13 protein-coding genes are annotated in these 17,945 nt (G+C 64.1%); 5 read left to right on the top strand and 8 right to left on the bottom strand.

What is annotated here, in order from left to right:
• The 7 genes from KOL99_RS20650 to KOL99_RS20620 form a co-directional block, all read right to left on the bottom strand.
• On the bottom strand, positions 1-2,020 hold a 2,020-nt coding region (locus tag KOL99_RS20650; protein WP_216512352.1), incomplete at its 3' end, for a retention module-containing protein.
• A gap of 383 nt (positions 2,021-2,403) precedes the next feature.
• Positions 2,404-4,380, bottom strand: coding sequence for a hypothetical protein (locus KOL99_RS20645; protein ID WP_216512351.1), 1,977 nt, complete (start codon positions 4,378-4,380; stop codon positions 2,404-2,406).
• Positions 4,352-5,470 (bottom strand): hypothetical protein, encoded by a 1,119-nt coding sequence (locus tag KOL99_RS20640; RefSeq protein WP_216512350.1) that lies wholly within the window; start codon positions 5,468-5,470, stop codon positions 4,352-4,354. Before KOL99_RS20640 ends, KOL99_RS20645 begins: the two co-directional genes overlap by 29 nt.
• Positions 5,467-5,937: a hypothetical protein gene (locus KOL99_RS20635; RefSeq protein ID WP_216512349.1), complete on the bottom strand. Its 471-nt coding sequence runs from the start codon at positions 5,935-5,937 to the stop codon at positions 5,467-5,469. Before KOL99_RS20635 ends, KOL99_RS20640 begins: the two co-directional genes overlap by 4 nt.
• Before the next feature lie 9 nt (positions 5,938-5,946).
• Positions 5,947-6,522, bottom strand: coding sequence for a hypothetical protein (locus KOL99_RS20630; RefSeq protein ID WP_216512348.1), 576 nt, complete (start codon positions 6,520-6,522; stop codon positions 5,947-5,949).
• Between the two features lie 19 nt (positions 6,523-6,541).
• Positions 6,542-7,087, bottom strand: a complete 546-nt coding sequence (locus tag KOL99_RS20625; protein ID WP_216512347.1) for a hypothetical protein — start codon at positions 7,085-7,087, stop codon at positions 6,542-6,544.
• Between the two features lie 79 nt (positions 7,088-7,166).
• Positions 7,167-9,518 (bottom strand): OmpA family protein, encoded by a 2,352-nt coding sequence (locus tag KOL99_RS20620; protein WP_216512346.1) that lies wholly within the window; start codon positions 9,516-9,518, stop codon positions 7,167-7,169.
• A 323-nt stretch (positions 9,519-9,841) separates the two neighbouring features.
• Between KOL99_RS20620 and KOL99_RS20615 the strand changes: the two genes are divergently transcribed.
• The 3 genes from KOL99_RS20615 (at position 9,842) to KOL99_RS20605 (ending at position 13,915) form a co-directional block, all read left to right on the top strand.
• A complete protein-coding gene (locus KOL99_RS20615; RefSeq protein WP_216512345.1) occupies positions 9,842-11,143 on the top strand; it encodes a TolC family outer membrane protein in 1,302 nt (433 codons plus the stop codon).
• Between the two features lie 102 nt (positions 11,144-11,245).
• A complete protein-coding gene (locus tag KOL99_RS20610; RefSeq protein ID WP_216512344.1) occupies positions 11,246-11,920 on the top strand; it encodes a transglutaminase-like cysteine peptidase in 675 nt (224 codons plus the stop codon).
• 18 nt (positions 11,921-11,938) lie between these two features.
• The gene (locus KOL99_RS20605; RefSeq protein WP_216512343.1) at positions 11,939-13,915 is read left to right on the top strand and encodes a bifunctional diguanylate cyclase/phosphodiesterase; all 1,977 of its coding nucleotides are present in this window, start codon (positions 11,939-11,941) and stop codon (positions 13,913-13,915) included.
• Here KOL99_RS20605 and KOL99_RS20600 read toward each other — a convergent pair.
• Positions 13,908-14,228 carry a hypothetical protein gene (locus KOL99_RS20600; protein ID WP_216512342.1) on the bottom strand — a complete coding sequence of 107 codons (321 nt, stop codon included), beginning with the start codon at positions 14,226-14,228 and terminating at the stop codon, positions 13,908-13,910. The genes KOL99_RS20605 and KOL99_RS20600 overlap by 8 nt on opposite strands.
• A 166-nt stretch (positions 14,229-14,394) precedes the next feature.
• Between KOL99_RS20600 and KOL99_RS20595 the strand changes: the two genes are divergently transcribed.
• Together KOL99_RS20595 and KOL99_RS20590 are read left to right on the top strand one after the other, a co-directional pair.
• A complete protein-coding gene (locus KOL99_RS20595; RefSeq protein WP_216512341.1) occupies positions 14,395-16,569 on the top strand; it encodes a type I secretion system permease/ATPase in 2,175 nt (724 codons plus the stop codon).
• A 13-nt stretch (positions 16,570-16,582) separates the two neighbouring features.
• Positions 16,583-17,941: an HlyD family type I secretion periplasmic adaptor subunit gene (locus KOL99_RS20590; RefSeq protein WP_216512340.1), complete on the top strand. Its 1,359-nt coding sequence runs from the start codon at positions 16,583-16,585 to the stop codon at positions 17,939-17,941.
• Positions 17,942-17,945: the final 4 nt, after the last annotated feature.

The raw sequence follows: 17,945 nt of genomic DNA, 5'->3' as shown, positions 1-17,945 counted from the left end.
CGGCGATGTCGGCGGTTTCGCCGTAGGTGTAAACATGGCTGTCACCGGCAACCTGGAAGCTGGCGACGGTAAGGGTGTTGTCGACATCCGAGTCGTTGGTAAGGACGTTGCCTTTGGCCGGGTGGTCTTCAGCTACCGTATTGGTGTCGTTTGTAAGTTTCGAACCGTCGTTCGTGCCGTTGATGTCGATCGTCAATGTGGCACTGGCAGTGCCGCCGTGACCGTCGCTGACGCTGTAGGTGAATGTGTCGTGGACAACCTGCCCGTCCTTCAGCGCCTGGACATTGGCGGCATCGTTGTTCAGCGTGTAGGTGTAGCTGCCGTCGGCGGCAATAGTTACACTGCCGTACGTGCCGGCCATTGCATCCGTTGTGGTTACCGTCAGGGTATCGCCGTCAGGGTCGATGTCGTTCGTTAGTACGTTGCCGCTCGCAGTCAAGGTCACATCTTCTTTTACTGCATTGACGTCGTTAGCGGCAAACGTGTCGTTTGTAAGTTTCGGACCGTCGTTCGTGCCGTTGATGTCGATCGTCAATGTGGCACTGGCAGTGCCGCCGTGACCGTCGCTGACGCTGTAGGTGAATATGTCATGGGCAACCTGACCGTCCTTCAGCGCCTGGACATTGGCGGCATCGTTGTTCAGCGTGTAGGTGTAGCTGCCGTCGGCGGCAATAGTTACACTGCCGTACGTGCCGGCCATTGCATCCGTTGTGGTTACCGTCAGGGTATCACCGTCAGGGTCGATGTCGTTCGTGAGTACGTTGCCGCTCGCAGTCAAGGTCACATCTTCTTTTACTGCGTTGACGTCGTTGGCGGCAAAGGTGTCGTTTGTAAGTTGCGGACCGTCGTTCGTGCCGTTGATGTCGATCGTCAATGTGGCACTGGCAGTGCCGCCGTGACCGTCGCTGACGCTGTAGGTGAATGTGTCGTGGACGACCTGCCCGTCCTTCAGCGCCTGGACATTGGCGGCATCGTTGTTCAGCGTGTAGGTGTAGCTGCCGTCAGCGGCAATAGTTACACTGCCGTACGTGCCGGCCATTGCATCCGTTGTGGTTACCGTCAGGGTATCGCCGTCGGGGTCGATGTCGTTCGTGAGTACGTTGCCGCTCGCAGTAGAGGTTACATCTTCTTTAACTGCGTTGACGTCGTTGGCGGCAAAGGTGTCGTTTGTAAGTTGCGGAGCGTCGTTGGTGCCGTTGATCTTGATCTCGATGTCATGGGTCGTGCCGTCTACACTCTGCACCGTGAAGTGCTCAACTTTAACATCGTCAGCGCCCAGGTACTGCACCGCGGAATTGGCAACGCTGTAGGTCCAGTGCCCCGCGCTATCGATGTTGATATTTCCCAATGCACCTTCACTCGCAACCGGTGCAACAGCCGTGTTAATGCTGTAATGATTGCCGAAGGTGTCGGTAACAGTTAGTGTGCCCGTCGTAGAGAGAGTCGGATTCGAGGCATCTTCCGTGACAGAGCCGTGATCTGAACCAACGCCAGGTCCTGTAGGAAGAACTGGTGAAGTCGTGGCTACGGTAACAGGCCCTTCGATCGCGCCTGTCGTCCCGAAGGTGACACCGGTGGTGGTCACGCCGCCAGTCGGCAGCACTTCCTCCCCGGTCGCGGTGACGACGTAGATGGGGTGGGTGCCGCCCGCATCGGCGGGACCGCCGGCTGCCGGCGCTTCCAGCTCGATGGGCTGGTCGCCGGTCGCCAAGGCCTGCTGGATCTGGGCCACCTCGGCGGTGGTATCCGTTGTGTCACCGGACATCACGGTGCCGTAGACGTCATGGTCGATGGCGACGTTCATCATCCGGCCAAGGTCAAGCTGGTTCCCCTGGGCACCGTCGAAAACGATCGATGCGCTGCCGTCACTCTCGGTGACGATGCGGTCGTCGGCAAAGATCGGGCTGTTCGGCATGAGCAGACGAATCGCACCATCGGGGGATATCGCTTTCACCGTTCCGTACAGAATGACAACCTTACCTACCACCTGGTGCCCTGCTGCCTGATTGTTCTGTGCCATGACCATTCTCCAATTTATTAGATAGTGAAGCGTGAAAGGGAGCCGCTAAATTTGGTTATGGTAAAGATATCTCTGGGGGGAAACCATGTCTATTGTACCTTGGTACTAGACTGACATAGTGATCGAGATTACAGAGATCTCACTTTACTCCTGCCATACCTACCGACAGTAAAAATAGAGATCATATATTACCGGTGTCTTGGCCAATGCCAAGCACGAGACGAAAAAAAGCCCTCTGTGTAGTAGAGGGCTTTTTTATGAGGGGACTGGCTCCGCCAGGTGCCTGTCCCCTTTGCTTTGAGAAGGAGGATGAGCTGAAAGGAGCGTTCCTAGAGGGACAGGCACCTTACGGAGCCAGTCCCTTCTGCCCCCCCTCCGCCCACTCAGAACGGCCGGTCCAGACGGTTGGGCTCCTTGACGAGCTTGGTAAAGTTGGAGTTCTTCTGAATCTCCTCCAGGTAGAAGAGCTTCAACAGGTTGTGGGTCGGGTGGTCGGGATTCCTCTGCATCTCCTCGCGCATGCTCTGGAACGAGGCGACCAGCTGGGTGTCCGAGGGCGCGTCCGCGGTCGCCGTGCCGGCGAAGAGCTTGTCGATGGCGGTGATGTAGGCGAGGCTCGCCGTCGCCGTCTCGGGACGCTGCGCGCTCACCCACTTCTTGATGGCCGGGGACTGCTTGATGCGGCTCGCCAGCGGCAGGTAGTAGTCGAGGTACAGGTTGTAGCGCCCGTCCTTCTTGAGGGTGGCCGAGGTCTGGCGCACCTCGCGCAACGAGAGCGGGAAGAGCTCGGCCGAGAGGAGCCGGTGCGTGAACCAGAGGTTGTAGGCGCCGTTGTCGGTGCTGAACTCGCTCACCTTTCGGTAGGCGTAGGAAACCTTGTCGCTCGCCTCGAAGGCGCCGAAGTAGGCGGAATCGGGTATCACGTCGTTGAAGCCCCTCCCCTGCTGCGCGGTGAGGAAGTTCAGGTAGGAGTTGAGCGCCATCTGCATCGAAGTGGCGTAGCTTTGGATGTTCTGCGAGTCCTGGGTCGTGTTCAGCTTGACGAGGTAGAAGTCGCCGGTCCAAAGGGCGAGTTCCATGATCGCCCGCCAGAGCCGGTGCGCCGACTTGAGGTACAGCTCGCGGCTCTGGTAGCCGGCGCGCTCCCACCCTCCGGCGGAATACGGCGCGATGTCGTTGAAGATCGCCATCGACTTCAGGAGCGCGGTGCGCCCCTCCTGGTCCGGCAGCGTGACGAAGAACTTGTAGGCCGCCGCGCTCTCGTTGTCGGCCAGACGCGGGATGGCGAAGCTCGTCATGTCCAGGTAGTCGACCGCCGCCATGACGACACCGCTCGACCTCGGGCCCGCCGCCCACTTGAAGCAGAGGTCGTTGTAGGTCCGCGCCCGCTCGTAGGTCTTTTGCACCGTCTCGGTCATCCCCTCGGCGTCGAGCTTCGCGCTCGCCACCTGCTGCAGGCGCTTGGATTCGATGGCCGCCACGGTGAAGTTCAACCGGTAGCGGTCCGAGTCGGGCGCGTTCAGCCCGTCCACGATGCGCTGCACCAGGGTCTTGGTGTACTTCCCTTCGCTGTCCTTCTCCCCGAGGTTCCGGTCGTTCATCATCACGAACAGGGGGCCCAGCGCGTTCAGGCCGTCCAGCTTCCGGGCGATGATGGCCCGGTTCACCACCAGGTTGATGAGGTTTCGGTAGTAGAAGGGGGTGTTGGTCGGGACGGAACCGCTGGTGGCGCCGGTGGCGATCTCGTTCTTCTCGATGTAGAGGATCGACCCGTTCCAGATGCCGTACACCTGGGTCACGAAATCCTCGGCGTCATCGCGCTCCAGGGCCTGCAGCGCCTTCACCATCCCCGACCAGTAGGCGAACTCGGGCATCGAGGCCTTCCCCTTCAGGCTCTCGATGGTCTTGGCCGCCGCGGCCAGGCTCTCGGGGCTGTCGCTTTGCAGGTAGTCGACGGTCTGGGCGATGGCGAGCCTCAGGTAATCCCGGTCCCGGAAGAGCTGCGGCTGCTCCCCCTTCTGCCCCGAGATGAGCTTGCCGTTCCAGGTGGCGATGTAGGAGGCGAGCGTCTCCCCGATCTCCTGGTCGCGCTTTTCGCGCCACTCCTTGATCTCGTTCTTGTCCCAGTAGGTGAGCTCGTAGGCGACGTCGAGATAGGGGCCCCACTCCTTGACCTGGGGAACGGCGGCCGGCGCCTGCACGGCGGCCACCTTGTGCTCCTTCTTGGCCGGCACGGCGTGCCCCTTCTTCCTGGGTGCGCCCCACGAGGGAGCGGCCCCGAGCACCAGGCACATCAGACAGCAGAAGATGAATGCGACGATCCGTTTGACGTCAGTTCTTCTTAAGGCAGTCGTAGGCATAATCCAACTCCTCGCATCGCTGGGATGGCTCTCGTCCTCTGGACGGGAAGATCATGAGGTTGAAGGAAGATACGCGTTTGGTCCCCTTGAACTGGAACTCACCCTTGGCACTGGTGCAGCTTGAGCGCGACCCCACCACGCTCAATACCGCCTTGATCGCTTCCTCCTGCTGCAGCGCACTGTCGCAGATCTTGAGGCTCATGAGAGAGACCCCGCGTGCGAGCGCCACCTCCGAGCCCCCGGCGCCGCTCCCGGCCGGGCTCTTGCTGCGCTGCCGGACCGCCGGGGAGGACGCTCCCCTGGGTTCCTCGATGGTCACCTCCGGCGCGCTCCGCACCGCCGCCACCCGCGGCGCCGGAGCGCTCCCCCCCACCTCGACGGCGCGGGACGGGCGCTGCGGGCGGGCGAGCGGTTCGTCGGCGGCGGGAACCGCACTCGCCGGGCCGCCCCGCACCCGGTAGATGTAGGTGCTCTTTGGCGACGGGCGCGCCCCCACCTCGACGTTCCCCGCCTCCTGCCTGATCCTCGTGGCCGGGACCCGCGCGGCGTCCTCGGCCGCTGCGAGATCGAACGCCTGCGCCCCCTTGCGCTCCCGCGCCACCGCCGGATAGAGGGTCACCTCGGATCCGCTCTGGTAGCCGTAGGAACGGGCGATGGCCGGGCGGGGCAGTGCCGCGGAGTAGTCCACCTCGTGCCGAAGCGGCGCGCTCCTGGGCTGCCCGGCCTCCCCGGGATGCTCCCGGTTCACCGATACCGGCGGACGGTACTGCGGCGGCTTCACGTCCAGGGCGTACACGGTGCGCGGCTTTTGCTGCGCCTCCACCGGCCTCTCGACGGGCACCGCCTTTTTCGGCTTCTCCGGCGGCGCCTTCAGCTCCAGCCGGCTCACGTCCATGATGGTGCGCTTGCCCGCCGGCGCCCCCGGCATCTGGAAACGGCTCACGCAAAGGGCGACCACGACCAGCGCCGCCACCACCAGCAGGCGCAGCCACCACGGGACCGGAGGGCGCAGTTCGTGCTCGGCGCAGACCAGGATGTGCCGAAGCCGCGTCCCCCCATGGCCGCAGGCGTTCTGGATGCGCAGGGTCATGGCTTGTCCCCGGTGCGCGAGGTGTGCACCACGGCGAGCCCGTTGGAGCTCCAGTACTTGCTCACCACCGCGGCCGCGGACAACAGGTCGCTGCTGTAGGATTCCGGCAGCGGCACCACCACCGGCCGCGGCTGGTCGCGGTCCCCCTGCAAGGCCTTGAGCGCCGCGCAGAGCTCATCGTAGGAGAGGGGATCGGTCCGGGCCGCCTCCCTCCCCCTGACGATGCGCACCAGGCGGTACGGCTTCGCGCCGTGCTTCTCCACCAGGAGCTGGCGGTAGTCGGGGTTGGACTGCATCGCCACCAGCTCGGGGCTCTTGGCCACCACCGGGGCGGGGAGCTGCATCTCGGCCACCTGGCTGCTCGAGGTGTCCATCCGCGCCATCTGGGTGAAGACCAGGAGGAGCAAAAAGGCGACGTCGGTGAACGAGATGAGCCACTGGTTCCGCGAAGTTCCCACCGAGCGCATGGTTCCCTCCTAGATCTTCACCTGCAGGCCGCGGTTGATGGAGCGCTTAGCGATCACGTCCAGGCCGACGCAGACCGCCTGCAGGAAGACGTAGTACATGAGTGCGAAATAGGTGGACCAGAGCTTGGTCCCGATGGCGCCGTTGTTGATGGCGCTCCCCGGGTCGCCGGTGTAGAGGAAGATGACGATCATGCCCGCGACCGTCCCCCACAGGCCTATGGGAGGCAAGAGGTTGGCGCACATGTAGATCCGGTTCACGAAGGTGCCGTTGAAGTTGTTCTGCGCCACCTCGCGGGTCGCGTCGTAGAGGAACTCCTTGGGGGCCGCCGCGCCGGTCGTGTTGTCGCTTTGGCTGGTAGCCCAGAGCATCTTGGCCACGCTCTCGGAAAGGGTATCCCCGGGGGTGGCGTGCTGGTCCTTGACGCTGTCCAGGTGCTTGTGGTCCAGCGCCTTCGCGTGCTGGAAGGCCCGCACCGCGAGGATCATGGCGATGATGAAAATGCTGGTGGTCAGGGTGAGGGAGATCCTCAGCGACCAGATGTTGAAGCTGTTGGGGTTGATGGTGATCAGGCCCAGAATGTCCATGGCGGCGGCTCCTTCGCGGTTATTTCTTGGCGATGCGTGCCAGGTCGGTATCCAGCTGGCGGATGGCCTCGTCCAGCGTGGTGGTCTTGCCCTGGATCTGCACCGACATCTTCTGGTAGGGAGCGTAGAGCTTCTTCATCTCGGTGAGGACGCTACCGGCATCGTCGCGATAGTTGAGCACGATCAAAAGGCGCGTCTTCACCAGGGCGATCTCCGCGGAGAGCTGGGTCATCTCGATGTTGGCGCCGTCCACCGCCTGGACCACCAGGTAGTCGGCGTGCCGTCTTAAGTAGTCGTCGAGGGGGGCCTGGAGCTGCGCCGCCGTCTTGGTCTCACCGCTGGCGATGAAATGCTCGGCGAAGTTGAGCATGACCAGGAGATCCTTTTTCACCATCTGCAGCCTGAGCTCGAGCCCCAGGTCGCTCGCCTGCTCGGTGGGCGCCTCCTGGAGCGGAGCGGCGGATGCCTGGGGCTCGGCGGCGAAAACCGCCGGCGCGGCCAGAAGAGACACCAATCCCGTCACTACGACAGCCTGTTTCCATCGCAATGCAATACCGTGGTCCATGTCAGACTCCTCCTTACGGATGAGCTACTTAGAGCATCGTATCGTGAGCCGCTGACGGGTGCGCGCCTAACGCGCCGGGTCAGGGGCCTATGTGGTGACTGCTTCTCGGCTTGATGTTGATCCTCAACCCGGTGTCGGTCTTGAAGCTGCGGTAGGGGATGATTTCCTCCCGGCCGGCGTCGAGGGTGATCTGGAGGTGGTCGGGGAACTCTCTGAAACGAACGTTGGTGAGGTCGAATTTCTCCACCGGCGCCTTGGGAAGGCCGATGCCGTTCACCGCCCCGTAGAGGTCGATGACCAGGCTGAAGGGCTCCACCATGGTGATCAGGTTGAATTCGTTCACCTTGCCGCTCGTGAACAGGCTGAGACCGTCCCTGTCGATGGTGATGCCGGTCAGGGCGATCCTGCCATCGGGCACGGGGGTGGGGGTGGTCGCCTTGAGCTCGAAGGGTGCCTCGTCGGGAGCCGGTGCTTCGGGCTCCTGCTTTCTGAGCGCGGAGGCGACGGGTACTGCTTCGGCAACGGCAGCCAAGGGAGGTACGGCCGGCGCGGCGGCGGTAGTGGGGAGCGCGGTCGGCGCTGAGGTGGCGGGGGTATCGGGGATAGGCATGGCTGCCTGCTTGCTTCTTTGTGCCGGGGGTACCCCCGGCGGCGTCGGCGCCGGCTCGACCTTGACGGCCGGTACGGCTCCCTCGACCTGGGGGGGCTGGGGGGGCGCCAGTTGCGCCGTCGGCATGGTACCCGGCCCAGGGGCCGCCTGCGCCGTCATCGGCGCCGGCTGGTCCGGGTTGAGCGCCGGGCCCGGCGCCTGGCGCCTGGCCGCGGGAAGCGGAGGGGGCACGGCCCCCTCCTTCACTTCGGGTGCGGTCGCCTGGGGGAAGTAGCGTGCCTCCTCCTCCCCCCTTCGTTGTGCGGCGGGCAGGGTCGCCGCGCCGGCGGCGGTGGCCACCGGCGCGGTTACCTGCGGGAAAAAACGTGCTTCGGGTTCGCCCTGGCGTTGCGCAGGAGGAACGTCACCATCGACGGCGACGCTACCTTGCGTTGGCACCAGGGCTACCGGCTTTTTTCCGGGGGTGCTCCCTTTCTTCGCTGCGGCCTTGGGGGCGGCCTTCGGGGCCGCGACCGGCTGGGCTGCCGGCGCCGAGGCGGCGCCGTTTTTCTGGCAGACCAGGTTGGCCTCGATGCGCCTGTTCTTGGCGCGTCCCACGGCGGTCTTGTTGGTGGCCACCGGGCGGCTCTTGCCGTACCCCTTGGCGGTGAGCCGCTTGGGATCGACGTTGAAGTTCTTGACGATGTAGTCGCGCACCGCCTGGGCGCGCCTTTCGGAGAGCCTCTGGTTGTAGGGGACGCTCGCGGTGCCGTCGGTGTGCCCGGAGATTTCGCCGTACGCCTCGGGGAACTCGTTCAGGAAGTCGCCCACCGTCTTCAGCTCGGCGTGGTACTGCGGCTTCACGTTCCACTTGTCGGTGTCGAAGTTGATCATCAGCACCGCGGGCTGGTTGCAGAAGCGCTTCTCCGCCAGGGTCGGCTGGGCCACCATCACGGCCGCGTTGGCCGAGGCGTTGCCACCCTTGCCCTTGCAGGTCACGGTGTAGATGGTGTCGGCCGCCGGGGCGACCGTCGTGGAACCGTTCGCCGCGACGTCGCCCACGTCGGGGCGCATCTCGCAGTTGTCGGCCCGCTTGCTCTGCCAGGTCAGCACCGACTTCTCACCCTTCTTGATGGAGGCGGGGGCGGCGGCCAGGGAGACCTCGGGAGCGGCCACCGGGACCGGGACCGGCGGAGGCGGCACGGTCAGGTTCAGGGTCGGCTGCGCAGCGGGGAGCGGCCTCGCCACCGGCTCGGGTGGCGGCGGCGGTGCCGGGAGCTTCGCCACCGGCGGCGTGGCGCCGAAGGGGATGTAGATCCCCGTGGTGTACTCGATGGCGTAGCGGTCGAACTTGTTGTCGATGAAGACGCCTCGCACGTCGCCGCGCCAGGCCATGTCCTCGGTGACGAAATACTTGAAGCCGGCGCCCAGGTCGAAGGACCCCTTGGTGTCGGACTTGACTTGCGTCCCCGCGTAACCGGCGGCGATGTTGGGGACGAACTTCTCGTCGGGCCTGAAGTTCCACAGGAGGTCCGCGCCGTAGCGGATGAAATCGGTGTTGCTGTCGACCAGCGTGCCGCGGGTCTTGGCGTAGTCGACAAGCGCCTCCGCCTCGAGGTTACGGGTGAAGTTGTATCCCGCGCGCAGGCCGAATACCGGCGCGGTCTCCAGGTGCTGCTCCCCGTCAAAGGAGACACCACCCACGATCGGGGACATCGAGAAGGTCCCCACCCTGTTGCTCGCCGGACTACCACCCGGCTTCGCGTCGGCTGCGGCCGACACCCCGGGACGGGAGGCAAGGAGCAACGCCATTGCCATCATCATCAATGCATGTCGTTTCAAGTCTTCTTCTCCGTTTCAGTTGTATTAGATTGCATTAAAAAACTACTTTGTTCTCACAGGCTTGCCAAAGCGTACTACTAAGCTACTATTAAATCCCGCCGTGTCAAATGGCATATGATTCTTTATGGTTGACGGAGCGGGCGGCATATATTAGCCACAAAAAATAATATTTGCAAATTTATTATTTGGACATAATATGTGTGTCGACATTAGCAACTACTCGGTATATAATGGGTCAAGCGCGTAAAAATTTGGTTTTTTTAATTTGCAGTTATTCATATGAGACCACAGGAAGGGATGCTATGCCACGAAACAGGAAATTAGTGACAGTATTGGCATTGGGGATGCTCGTGTCGGGAGTCGGTGCCGCCCAGGCGGAGACGCTCCAGGACGCCGTGCAGTACATGCTTCGCTCCAACCCCGAGGTGCGGGCGAACTACTACAACAAGGTGGCGCGGGAGAAGGAAGTGCGCCAGGCCAAGGCCGGCTACCTCCCCACCATGGACGTCTCGCTCGCGGCCGGGGTGACCCGTCAGCACGAGCCGACCTTCGGTACCGTCTACCCCAACACCGCGACGGTGAGCGTGCGCCAGAACGTGTTCCGCTTCTTCGGGACCCAAAGCGAGGTCGAGCGCCAGGAAGCCAGGGCCCGGGCGCAGCAGTACCAGCTCGGCAGCTCCGCGGAGAACAACGCGCTCCTTGCCTCCAAGGTCTATCTCAACGTCCTGAAGAGCGAGAAGCTTTTGGCCCTCGCCCAGGAGAACCTCACCAACCACCTGCGCATCCATGACCAGGTGAAACTCAGAAGCGAGTCCGGCGTCGACCGCCGGGCCGATTTCGAACAGGTCAAGGGACGCGTGGCGCTCGCGGAGAGCAACCTCGCCGCCGCCCAGGCCAACCTCTCCGACAGCCTCGCCGACTACCAGGCGGTGATCGGCTACCTCCCCGGCGAGCTCGCCGAGCCCCAGTCGGTCGCTCCGCTGCTCCCAAAGACCAAGGATGAGGCCGAGGAACTGGCCGTGGGGGGGAACCAGGCCCTCAAGTCCGCCCGCGAGGGGGTGCAGGAGAGAACGGCCCAGCACGAGGCGGCGAAAAGCTTGCTCTACCCGAGCCTCGACCTGGCCCTCGACTACCGCTGGCTCAAGGACTACAACGACCTGCCGGGGCAGCGCGAGGAGTTCCTGGGGACCGCGACCCTCACCTTCAACATCCTGAACGGCGGCTGGAACAAGGCGCGCATCGGCCAGACCCAGAGTGAGGTGTACGAGGCGCAGGAGATCCTGGAGAACACCAGGCGCCAGACGGTGCAGTCGATCCGGCTCTCCTGGGAGGCCAACCGCTCCGCCCAGGAACGGGTCAAGTACCTCGACGACTACGTCAAGGCCGCCGGCCAGACCGCCGACGCCTTCGCCGCCCAGTGGTCCATCGGCAGAAGGACCATGTTCGACCTCCTCGACACCCAGGCCGAGCTGATCAACGCCAAGGCGAGCCTGGTCAACGCCCAGTACGACCAGAAGTACGCCGAGTACCGGATCCTTAACGGCATGTCGCGCCTGCTCCCCACCCTGGGCCTGCAGGCTCCCGACTACAACGGCAAGGTGACCACGGCCGCCGCAACACCGTAGACTATCCCGAGAGAGCGCTGTATATTAGAGCCCCGGATCGCCGCCAGCCTCAAGGACGGTCCGGGCTTTTTTTTAGAGAAAGGGCACCTTCCCGGGATAAACGTGGGCAACTACCTGAAACAACTGACATCGCTGTCCCTGGCCGCCTTCCTGGCGGCGTTGTTGCTCGCCGGCACCGTGCTCCCCGCCGGCAACTTCAGCGTCGACCGCTCGGTGCTGCAACAGGCCGAGAGGAAGTACGGCCGGGAAGCCTACCGGCGGCTGACCGCCTGGGAGGAGCTCATCGCGCGGGACAAAAGCCGCAACGACCGCGACAAGCTCGAGAAGGTGAATCGTTTCTTCAACGAGAGGCTCCGCTTCGACACCGACTGGGACGTCTGGGGGGTCGAGGACTACTGGGCCACCCCCATCGAGTTTCTGGCCAAGGGGGCGGGGGACTGCGAGGATTTCGCCATCGCCAAGTACTTCACCCTGAAGGCGATGGGGGTGGAGGACGACCGGCTCCGCATCACCTACGTCAAGGCGCTGCGCTACAACATCCACCACATGGTGCTCACCTACTACGCTACGCCCGAGGCGGAACCGCTCGTGCTCGACAACCTGGTCGACTCCATAGACCACGCCTCCAAGCGCAACGACCTGATGCCGATCCTGAGCTTCAACGGTTCCGGGCTGTGGCTCGCCAAGCAAAGGGGCATGGGCAAGCCCGCCGGCAAGTCCAGCCGGTTGCGGCTTTGGCAGGATCTTCTTCAAAAGATGTCCGAGAACAAACTGTGACGGACAAAGGGTAACCCTATGACACTGTATCGACAGCTCATCATCTTCACCGTCGTGCTCTTCCTGCTCTTGTTCACCGGCACCTGGTACGCGAAGCTCGCCAACACCCGCACCTTCCTGACCAACCAGCTCGAGTCGCACGTGCAGGACACCGCCACCTCCCTCGCGCTCTCCATCTCCCCCCACGTGGCCCAGAAGGACCTGACCGTGGTGGAGGGGATGATCAGCGCCCTGTTCGACCGCGGCTACTACCAGAAGATCACCTACTCCGACCCGCGCGGCAAGGTGCTCATCGAGCGCACCCTCCCGGTCCGGGTCGAGGACGTGCCGCAGTGGTTCGTGGCGCTGGTGCCGGTGAAGACCCCGGAGGCGATCTCCGACGTGATGGCGGGATGGAACCAGGGGGGGAGCATCCTGGTCAAGAGCCATCCCGGCTACGCCTACGCGACGCTCTGGAGCGAGGTGATCAGCATGACCGTCTGGTTCGCGGCCTGCGCGGCGTTTCTGCTCCTGGCGGCGGGGATCGGGCTCAGGATCCTTTTGAAGCCGCTGGTCGCCGTGGAGCGCCAGGCGGACGCCCTGTGCCGCAAGGAGTACCAGCTGCAGGAGTCCCTGCCGCGCACCCGCGAGTTCAAGAGCGTGGTCGAGGCGATGAACCGGATGACGGTGAAGGTGAAGGAGATGTTCGAGGAACAGGCGGCCAGGGCCGAGGGGCTGCAGGAGCGGGCCTACCAGGACCCGGTCACGCAGCTTGGCAACCGGCGCTTCTTCGAGAGCCAGGTGAACGCGGACCTCGGGCGGCAGGACCAAAACGGCTGCGGGCTGCTGGTCCTCGTGAGGATCCACGGCCTCGAGGCCCTGAACCAGAAGAAGGGGCTGCAGGCGGGCGACGATCTGTTGAAACGGGTGGCGTCGCTTTTGAAGAGCTCCCTGAACGCCTACGCCGACACCGCGCTTTCCCGCCTCACCGGCGGCGACTTCGGCATTTTCCTCCCCAACGCGTCCGCCTCCGAGGGGGGGCTCATCGCCACCGACATCGCCGCGCAGTTCGGGCGGGTGGCCATGGAGAAGATCGCCCTCACCGACAACATCGGCCACTTAGGCATCGCCACCTACCAGGGGAGCACCACCCTCACGAGGCTTCTGGCCGAGGCGGACCTGGCGCTTTCCGCGGCGCTGCAGAAGGGGGCCAACAGTTGGGAGTTGCGGGCGGTCACCGGGGAGACGGAAACGCTGCCGCAGGGGCAGCAGCACTGGAAGGACGCCCTGGTGCGGGCGCTCGACGAGCGCCGCATCACCCTGGACGCGCAGGGGGTCATCGAGAACGGGCCGGGGCGCAAGGTGGTCCAGCTGGAGCTCTTCGCGCGCATCATGGAGCAGGACGGCAAGGCGCTGGACGCGGCCCTGTTCATGCCGGTCGCCGAGCGGCTCAAGCTGGTCTCGTCGATCGACCGCATGGTGATCGAGGAGGCCTTGAAGGTCGACTACCGCCGCCTCGGGGTGGAGCGGGTCGCCATCAACCTCTCCCCCACATCGCTGGAGGACGTCGCCTTCCGGAACTGGCTCTACGCCTTCCTGAAGGCGCTCCCGGCCGGCGCGCCCCACGTCAGCTTCGAATTCTCGGAGTTCGCCGCGGTGCAGCACCTGGTCAACATCAGGGAATTCGGCGCGGCGGTGCGCGAGTGCGGCCACGGCATCGGCCTGGACCACTACGGCCGCAGCTTCTCGAAGCTGGGGTACCTGCAGTCCCTGCACCCGGAGTACGTGAAGATCGACCGGGCCTACACCGGGGAGCTCTCCGGAGGGGAAAACGACAGCAGGTTCTACGTCGCCTCGCTCTGCAGCGTGGCGCACAGCATCGACATCAAGGTGGTTGCCGAGGGGGTGGAAAGCGAGGAGCAGGCGGCCATCCTCAAGGAGCTCAACCTGGACGGCATGCAGGGGTACTTCTTCGGCAGGCCCCAGCCGCTCTCCTCCTACCCCGCCCTCAGATGATGTCGTGCACCAGCAGGTCGTTGGCGGAGATTCGCTCGCGCAGGCTCTGGCGCGCCTTGATCCTCTGCTGGGCCTGTTCGGGGAGCTCGGTGAAGTTGATCACGTTCTTCTTGACCAGGAGGTCGACCAGGTCCTCGATGACGCGCACGGTGGCGGCATCGGAAAAGGCGAGCGACTCGCCCCAGGCGCCGGTCTCGTTCAGAAAGCCGAGCACCTCCTCGTCCATCAGGTGCTTCTGCTCGGTGGTGGTTCCGACGGGGGTCTTGTGCAGGGCGACGATCTTGCCGTCGCTTCCTCTTTCTACGTAGAGCATGCGGTATCCTCTCCAGGGCTACAGGCATTAATATATTTTATAATAAACATTGACACAGGGCGACAGGCGCAAGTATAACGCAAAACGTTAACCAATGTGAAAAGTATTATGCTAGACTATCTCCCATTCTTTGACCGCTTGCCCCGCATCAATGAGAGGATTGGACGTGCCAGAGACTGAAACCAGTAAGATTGAAACACAGTGGAACATCGGCGAAGACAGCGACCGCCATGACGATCCGCTTCTCGACTCGCTGCTCTTGGTGGCCAAGCTGCACGGGCTGCCGGCATCGCGCACCGGGCTGACCGCCGGGCTCCCCCTGGTGCAAAACCGCGTCACCGTGGAGCTTTTCCCCCGCTGCGCCGAGCGCGCCGGGCTCTCCTGCCGCCTGGTGAAGCGCCCGCTGGAGCAGATCTCCCAGCTGCAGCTCCCCGCCATCCTGCTCTTGCACAACCGGCAGGCGTGCGCGGTGGTGGAGCGGCTTGCGGAAAAGGACAGCTTCAAGATCCTCCTCCCCGAGGCGGGGACCGGCGAGAAGACGGTGACCCGCGCCGAGCTGGAAAAGCTCTACACCGGTTTCACCCTCTTCGTCCGCCCCAGGTACCGCCTCGGCAAGTCGACCAGCGTGACCCGCGAGGACGGGAAAGGGAACTGGTTCTGGTCCGCCATCACCTCCTCGTGGCGCATCTACCGCGACGTCCTGATCGCCTCCTTCCTGATCAACGTCTTCGCCCTGGTGAGCACCTTCTACATCCTGAACGTCTACGACCGGGTCATCCCCAACAGCGCCTACGAAACCCTGTGGGTCCTCTCCATCGGCGTCACCGTGGTCTACCTCTTCTCGGTCCTGATGCAGGGGTTGCGCGGCTACTTCGTGGACGAGGCGGGCAAGAAGGCCAACCTGCAGCTCTCTTCGCTGTTGTTGCAGCGGGTCCTGAACCTCCGCCTGGAGGCGCGCCCGCAGTCGATCGGCTCCTTCTCCAACAACCTGAGGGAGTTCGAGAGCATCCTCGATTTCATCACCTCCTTCTCCATCACCGCCGTCATCGACCTCCCCTTCGTGATCCTGGGGCTCATCGTGATCTGGTACATCGGTGGCGGGGCGATCCTCACCATCTTCCTCGTCAGCATCGCGCTCATGCTCATCTACTCCGCCTGCATCCAGGGTCCGCTGCGCCGGGCCGTGGAGAAGACCTTCGCCGCCTCGAGCCAGAAGAACGCCATCCTGGTCGAGGGGCTCGCCGGTCTGGAGACGGTGAAGATGCTGGGGGCGGAAAGCCACGTGCAGAGAAGCTGGGAGGACGCGGTCAGCTACATCGCCACCTGGAGCGCGCGCTCCCGCTTCCTCTCCTCGTCGGTGAACAACTTCTCCTACCTGGTGCAGAACCTGGCCGTGGTCGCCCTGGTGATCGCCGGGGTCTACGCCATCGCCATGCGCGAGCTGACCCAGGGGGGACTGGTGGCGCTGGTGATCCTGTCCCGGCAGGTGGTGGCGCCGGTGGCCCAGGTGGCCAACCTCGCCACCCGCTACCACCGGGCCAAGGAGGCGTACCGCGCCCTGGACGACATCATGAAGCTCCCGGTGGAGCGCCCGGCGGGCAAGACCTTCCTGCACCGCCCCCGCTTCAAGGGGGGGATGGGGGTGAAGGCGCTCACCTTCGCCTACCCGGGGCAGACCGTCAACGCGCTGAACAACATCACCCTGCAGATCGCCCCCGGCGAGAAGGTCGGCGTCATCGGCCCCATCGGCTCCGGCAAGACCACCCTCGGCAAGGTCCTCCTCGGACTCTTCGAGCCCGCCAGCGGCATGGTCACCATGGACGACACCGACCTGAGGCAGATCGACCCCGCCGAACTGCGGCACTACGTGGGGTACGTGCCCCAGGACATCTCGCTCTTCAAGGGGACGGTGCGCGAGAACCTGACCCTGGGCGCGGCCGACATCGACGACCACGCCATCATGCGCGCGGCGGAACTGGCCGGCGTCGGCGAGTTCGTCAAGAAGCACCCGATGGGCTTCGACATGGAGGTGGGTGAGTTCGGCCGCGGCCTCTCCGGAGGGCAGCGCCAGTGCGTCGCCATCGCGCGGGCGCTCCTTTTGGACCCGCCGGTGCTGGTCTTCGACGAGCCGACCAGCAACATGGACAGCCGCGCCGAGGTGCGGCTCAAGAACCACCTGGCCGAGGGGGCCCGCGAGAAGACCATGGTCCTGATCACGCACCGCGCCTCGCTCCTGGAACTGGTGGACCGCATCATCGTCATCGACAACGGCACCGTGGTCGCCGACGGCCCCAAGGCGACCGTCCTGGAAGCGCTGCAGCGCGGCCACCTGAACATCTAGCGGAGAATACGACGTGGAGATAAAAGCAGCCAAGAACAAGGGTAACGGGGTGTTCCGCAGGATGCCCGAAGACGACGTCGACTACGTCACCGACATCAGGACCTCGATCCTGGTGCAGTCCCCGCGCGGCGGCCGGGCCATCCTCTGGGCCACGCTGGCGCTCTTCGTCATCTTCATCGGGTGGGCGGCGGTGTCCGAGGTGGAGCAGACCACCAGGGGCGAGGGGAAGGTGATCCCGGCGAGCCAGGTGCAGGTGATCCAGAACCTCGAAGGGGGGATCCTCTCCGAGCTGCACGTGAAGGTCGGGGACACGGTCAAGAAGGGGCAGCTCCTCGTGAAGATCGACGAGACCCGCTTCGTCTCATCGCTGGAGCAGAGCCAGGCGAAGTCCGGCGCCGACAAGGCCAAGGCCGCCCGCCTGCGCGCCGAGGCCGCCGGGAGCACCAGCTTCTCGCCCCCAAGCGACGTCCCCGCCACCATCGCCGCCAGCGAGCGCGCCCTCTTCGAATCGCGCCGCTCCGAACTGAAGCACTCCCTCGAGGTGAAGCAGTCCCAGATCGACCAGCGCCAGAGCGAGTTGAGGGAGCTGAACACCCGGCTGCGCGAGCTGAACCAGACCTACTCCCTGTACCAGAAGGAGATCAACATCACCAGGCCCCTGGTCGCCAAGGGGGCGGTCTCCGACATGGAGCTTTTGCAGCTCGAGCGCAAGGCGAGCGAGATGAAGGGGGAGATCGAGACCATCAAGCAATCCATCCCGCGCACCCAGGCGAAGATCGAGGAGAGCTACGCCGCCATGAAGGAGCTGCGCCTTAACTTCTCCAACAAGGCCAAGGCCGAGTACAACGACACCGTCGCCAAGGTCGGCGAGGAAACGGCGTCGTCGCTCGCGCTCAAGGACCGGCTGGACCGCACCCTGGTGCGCTCCCCGGTGAACGGCACCGTGAACCGGATCCTCGTCAACACCATCGGCGGCGTCATCCAGCCCGGCATGAACATCGTGGAGATCGTCCCCACCGAGGGGACCCTCCTCATCGAGGCGAAGATCAAGCCCGCCGACATCGCCTTTTTGAAGCCGAACCAGAAGGCGATGGTGAAGTTCTCCGCCTACGACTACACCATCTACGGCGGCCTGGAGGCGCGTCTGGAGCAGATCGGCGCCGACAGCCTCGCCGACGAAAAGACGAAGGACACCTACTATCTGGTCACCCTCAGGACCGACCGCAACTACCTGGGGACCAAGGACAAGCCGCTCCCCATCATCCCGGGCATGGTCGCGACCGTGGACATCCTGGCCGGCAAGCGGACCATCCTCTCCTACCTGCTGAAACCGATCCTCAAGGCGAAGTACTCGGCGTTACGCGAAAGGTGATTAC

The sequence above is a fragment of the Geomonas azotofigens genome, assembly GCF_018919395.1.
GTDB lineage: Bacteria > Desulfobacterota > Desulfuromonadia > Geobacterales > Geobacteraceae > Geomonas > Geomonas azotofigens.
Note: the sequence above shows the minus strand (reverse complement) of the source record. Positions and strands in the feature narration are given on the sequence as shown.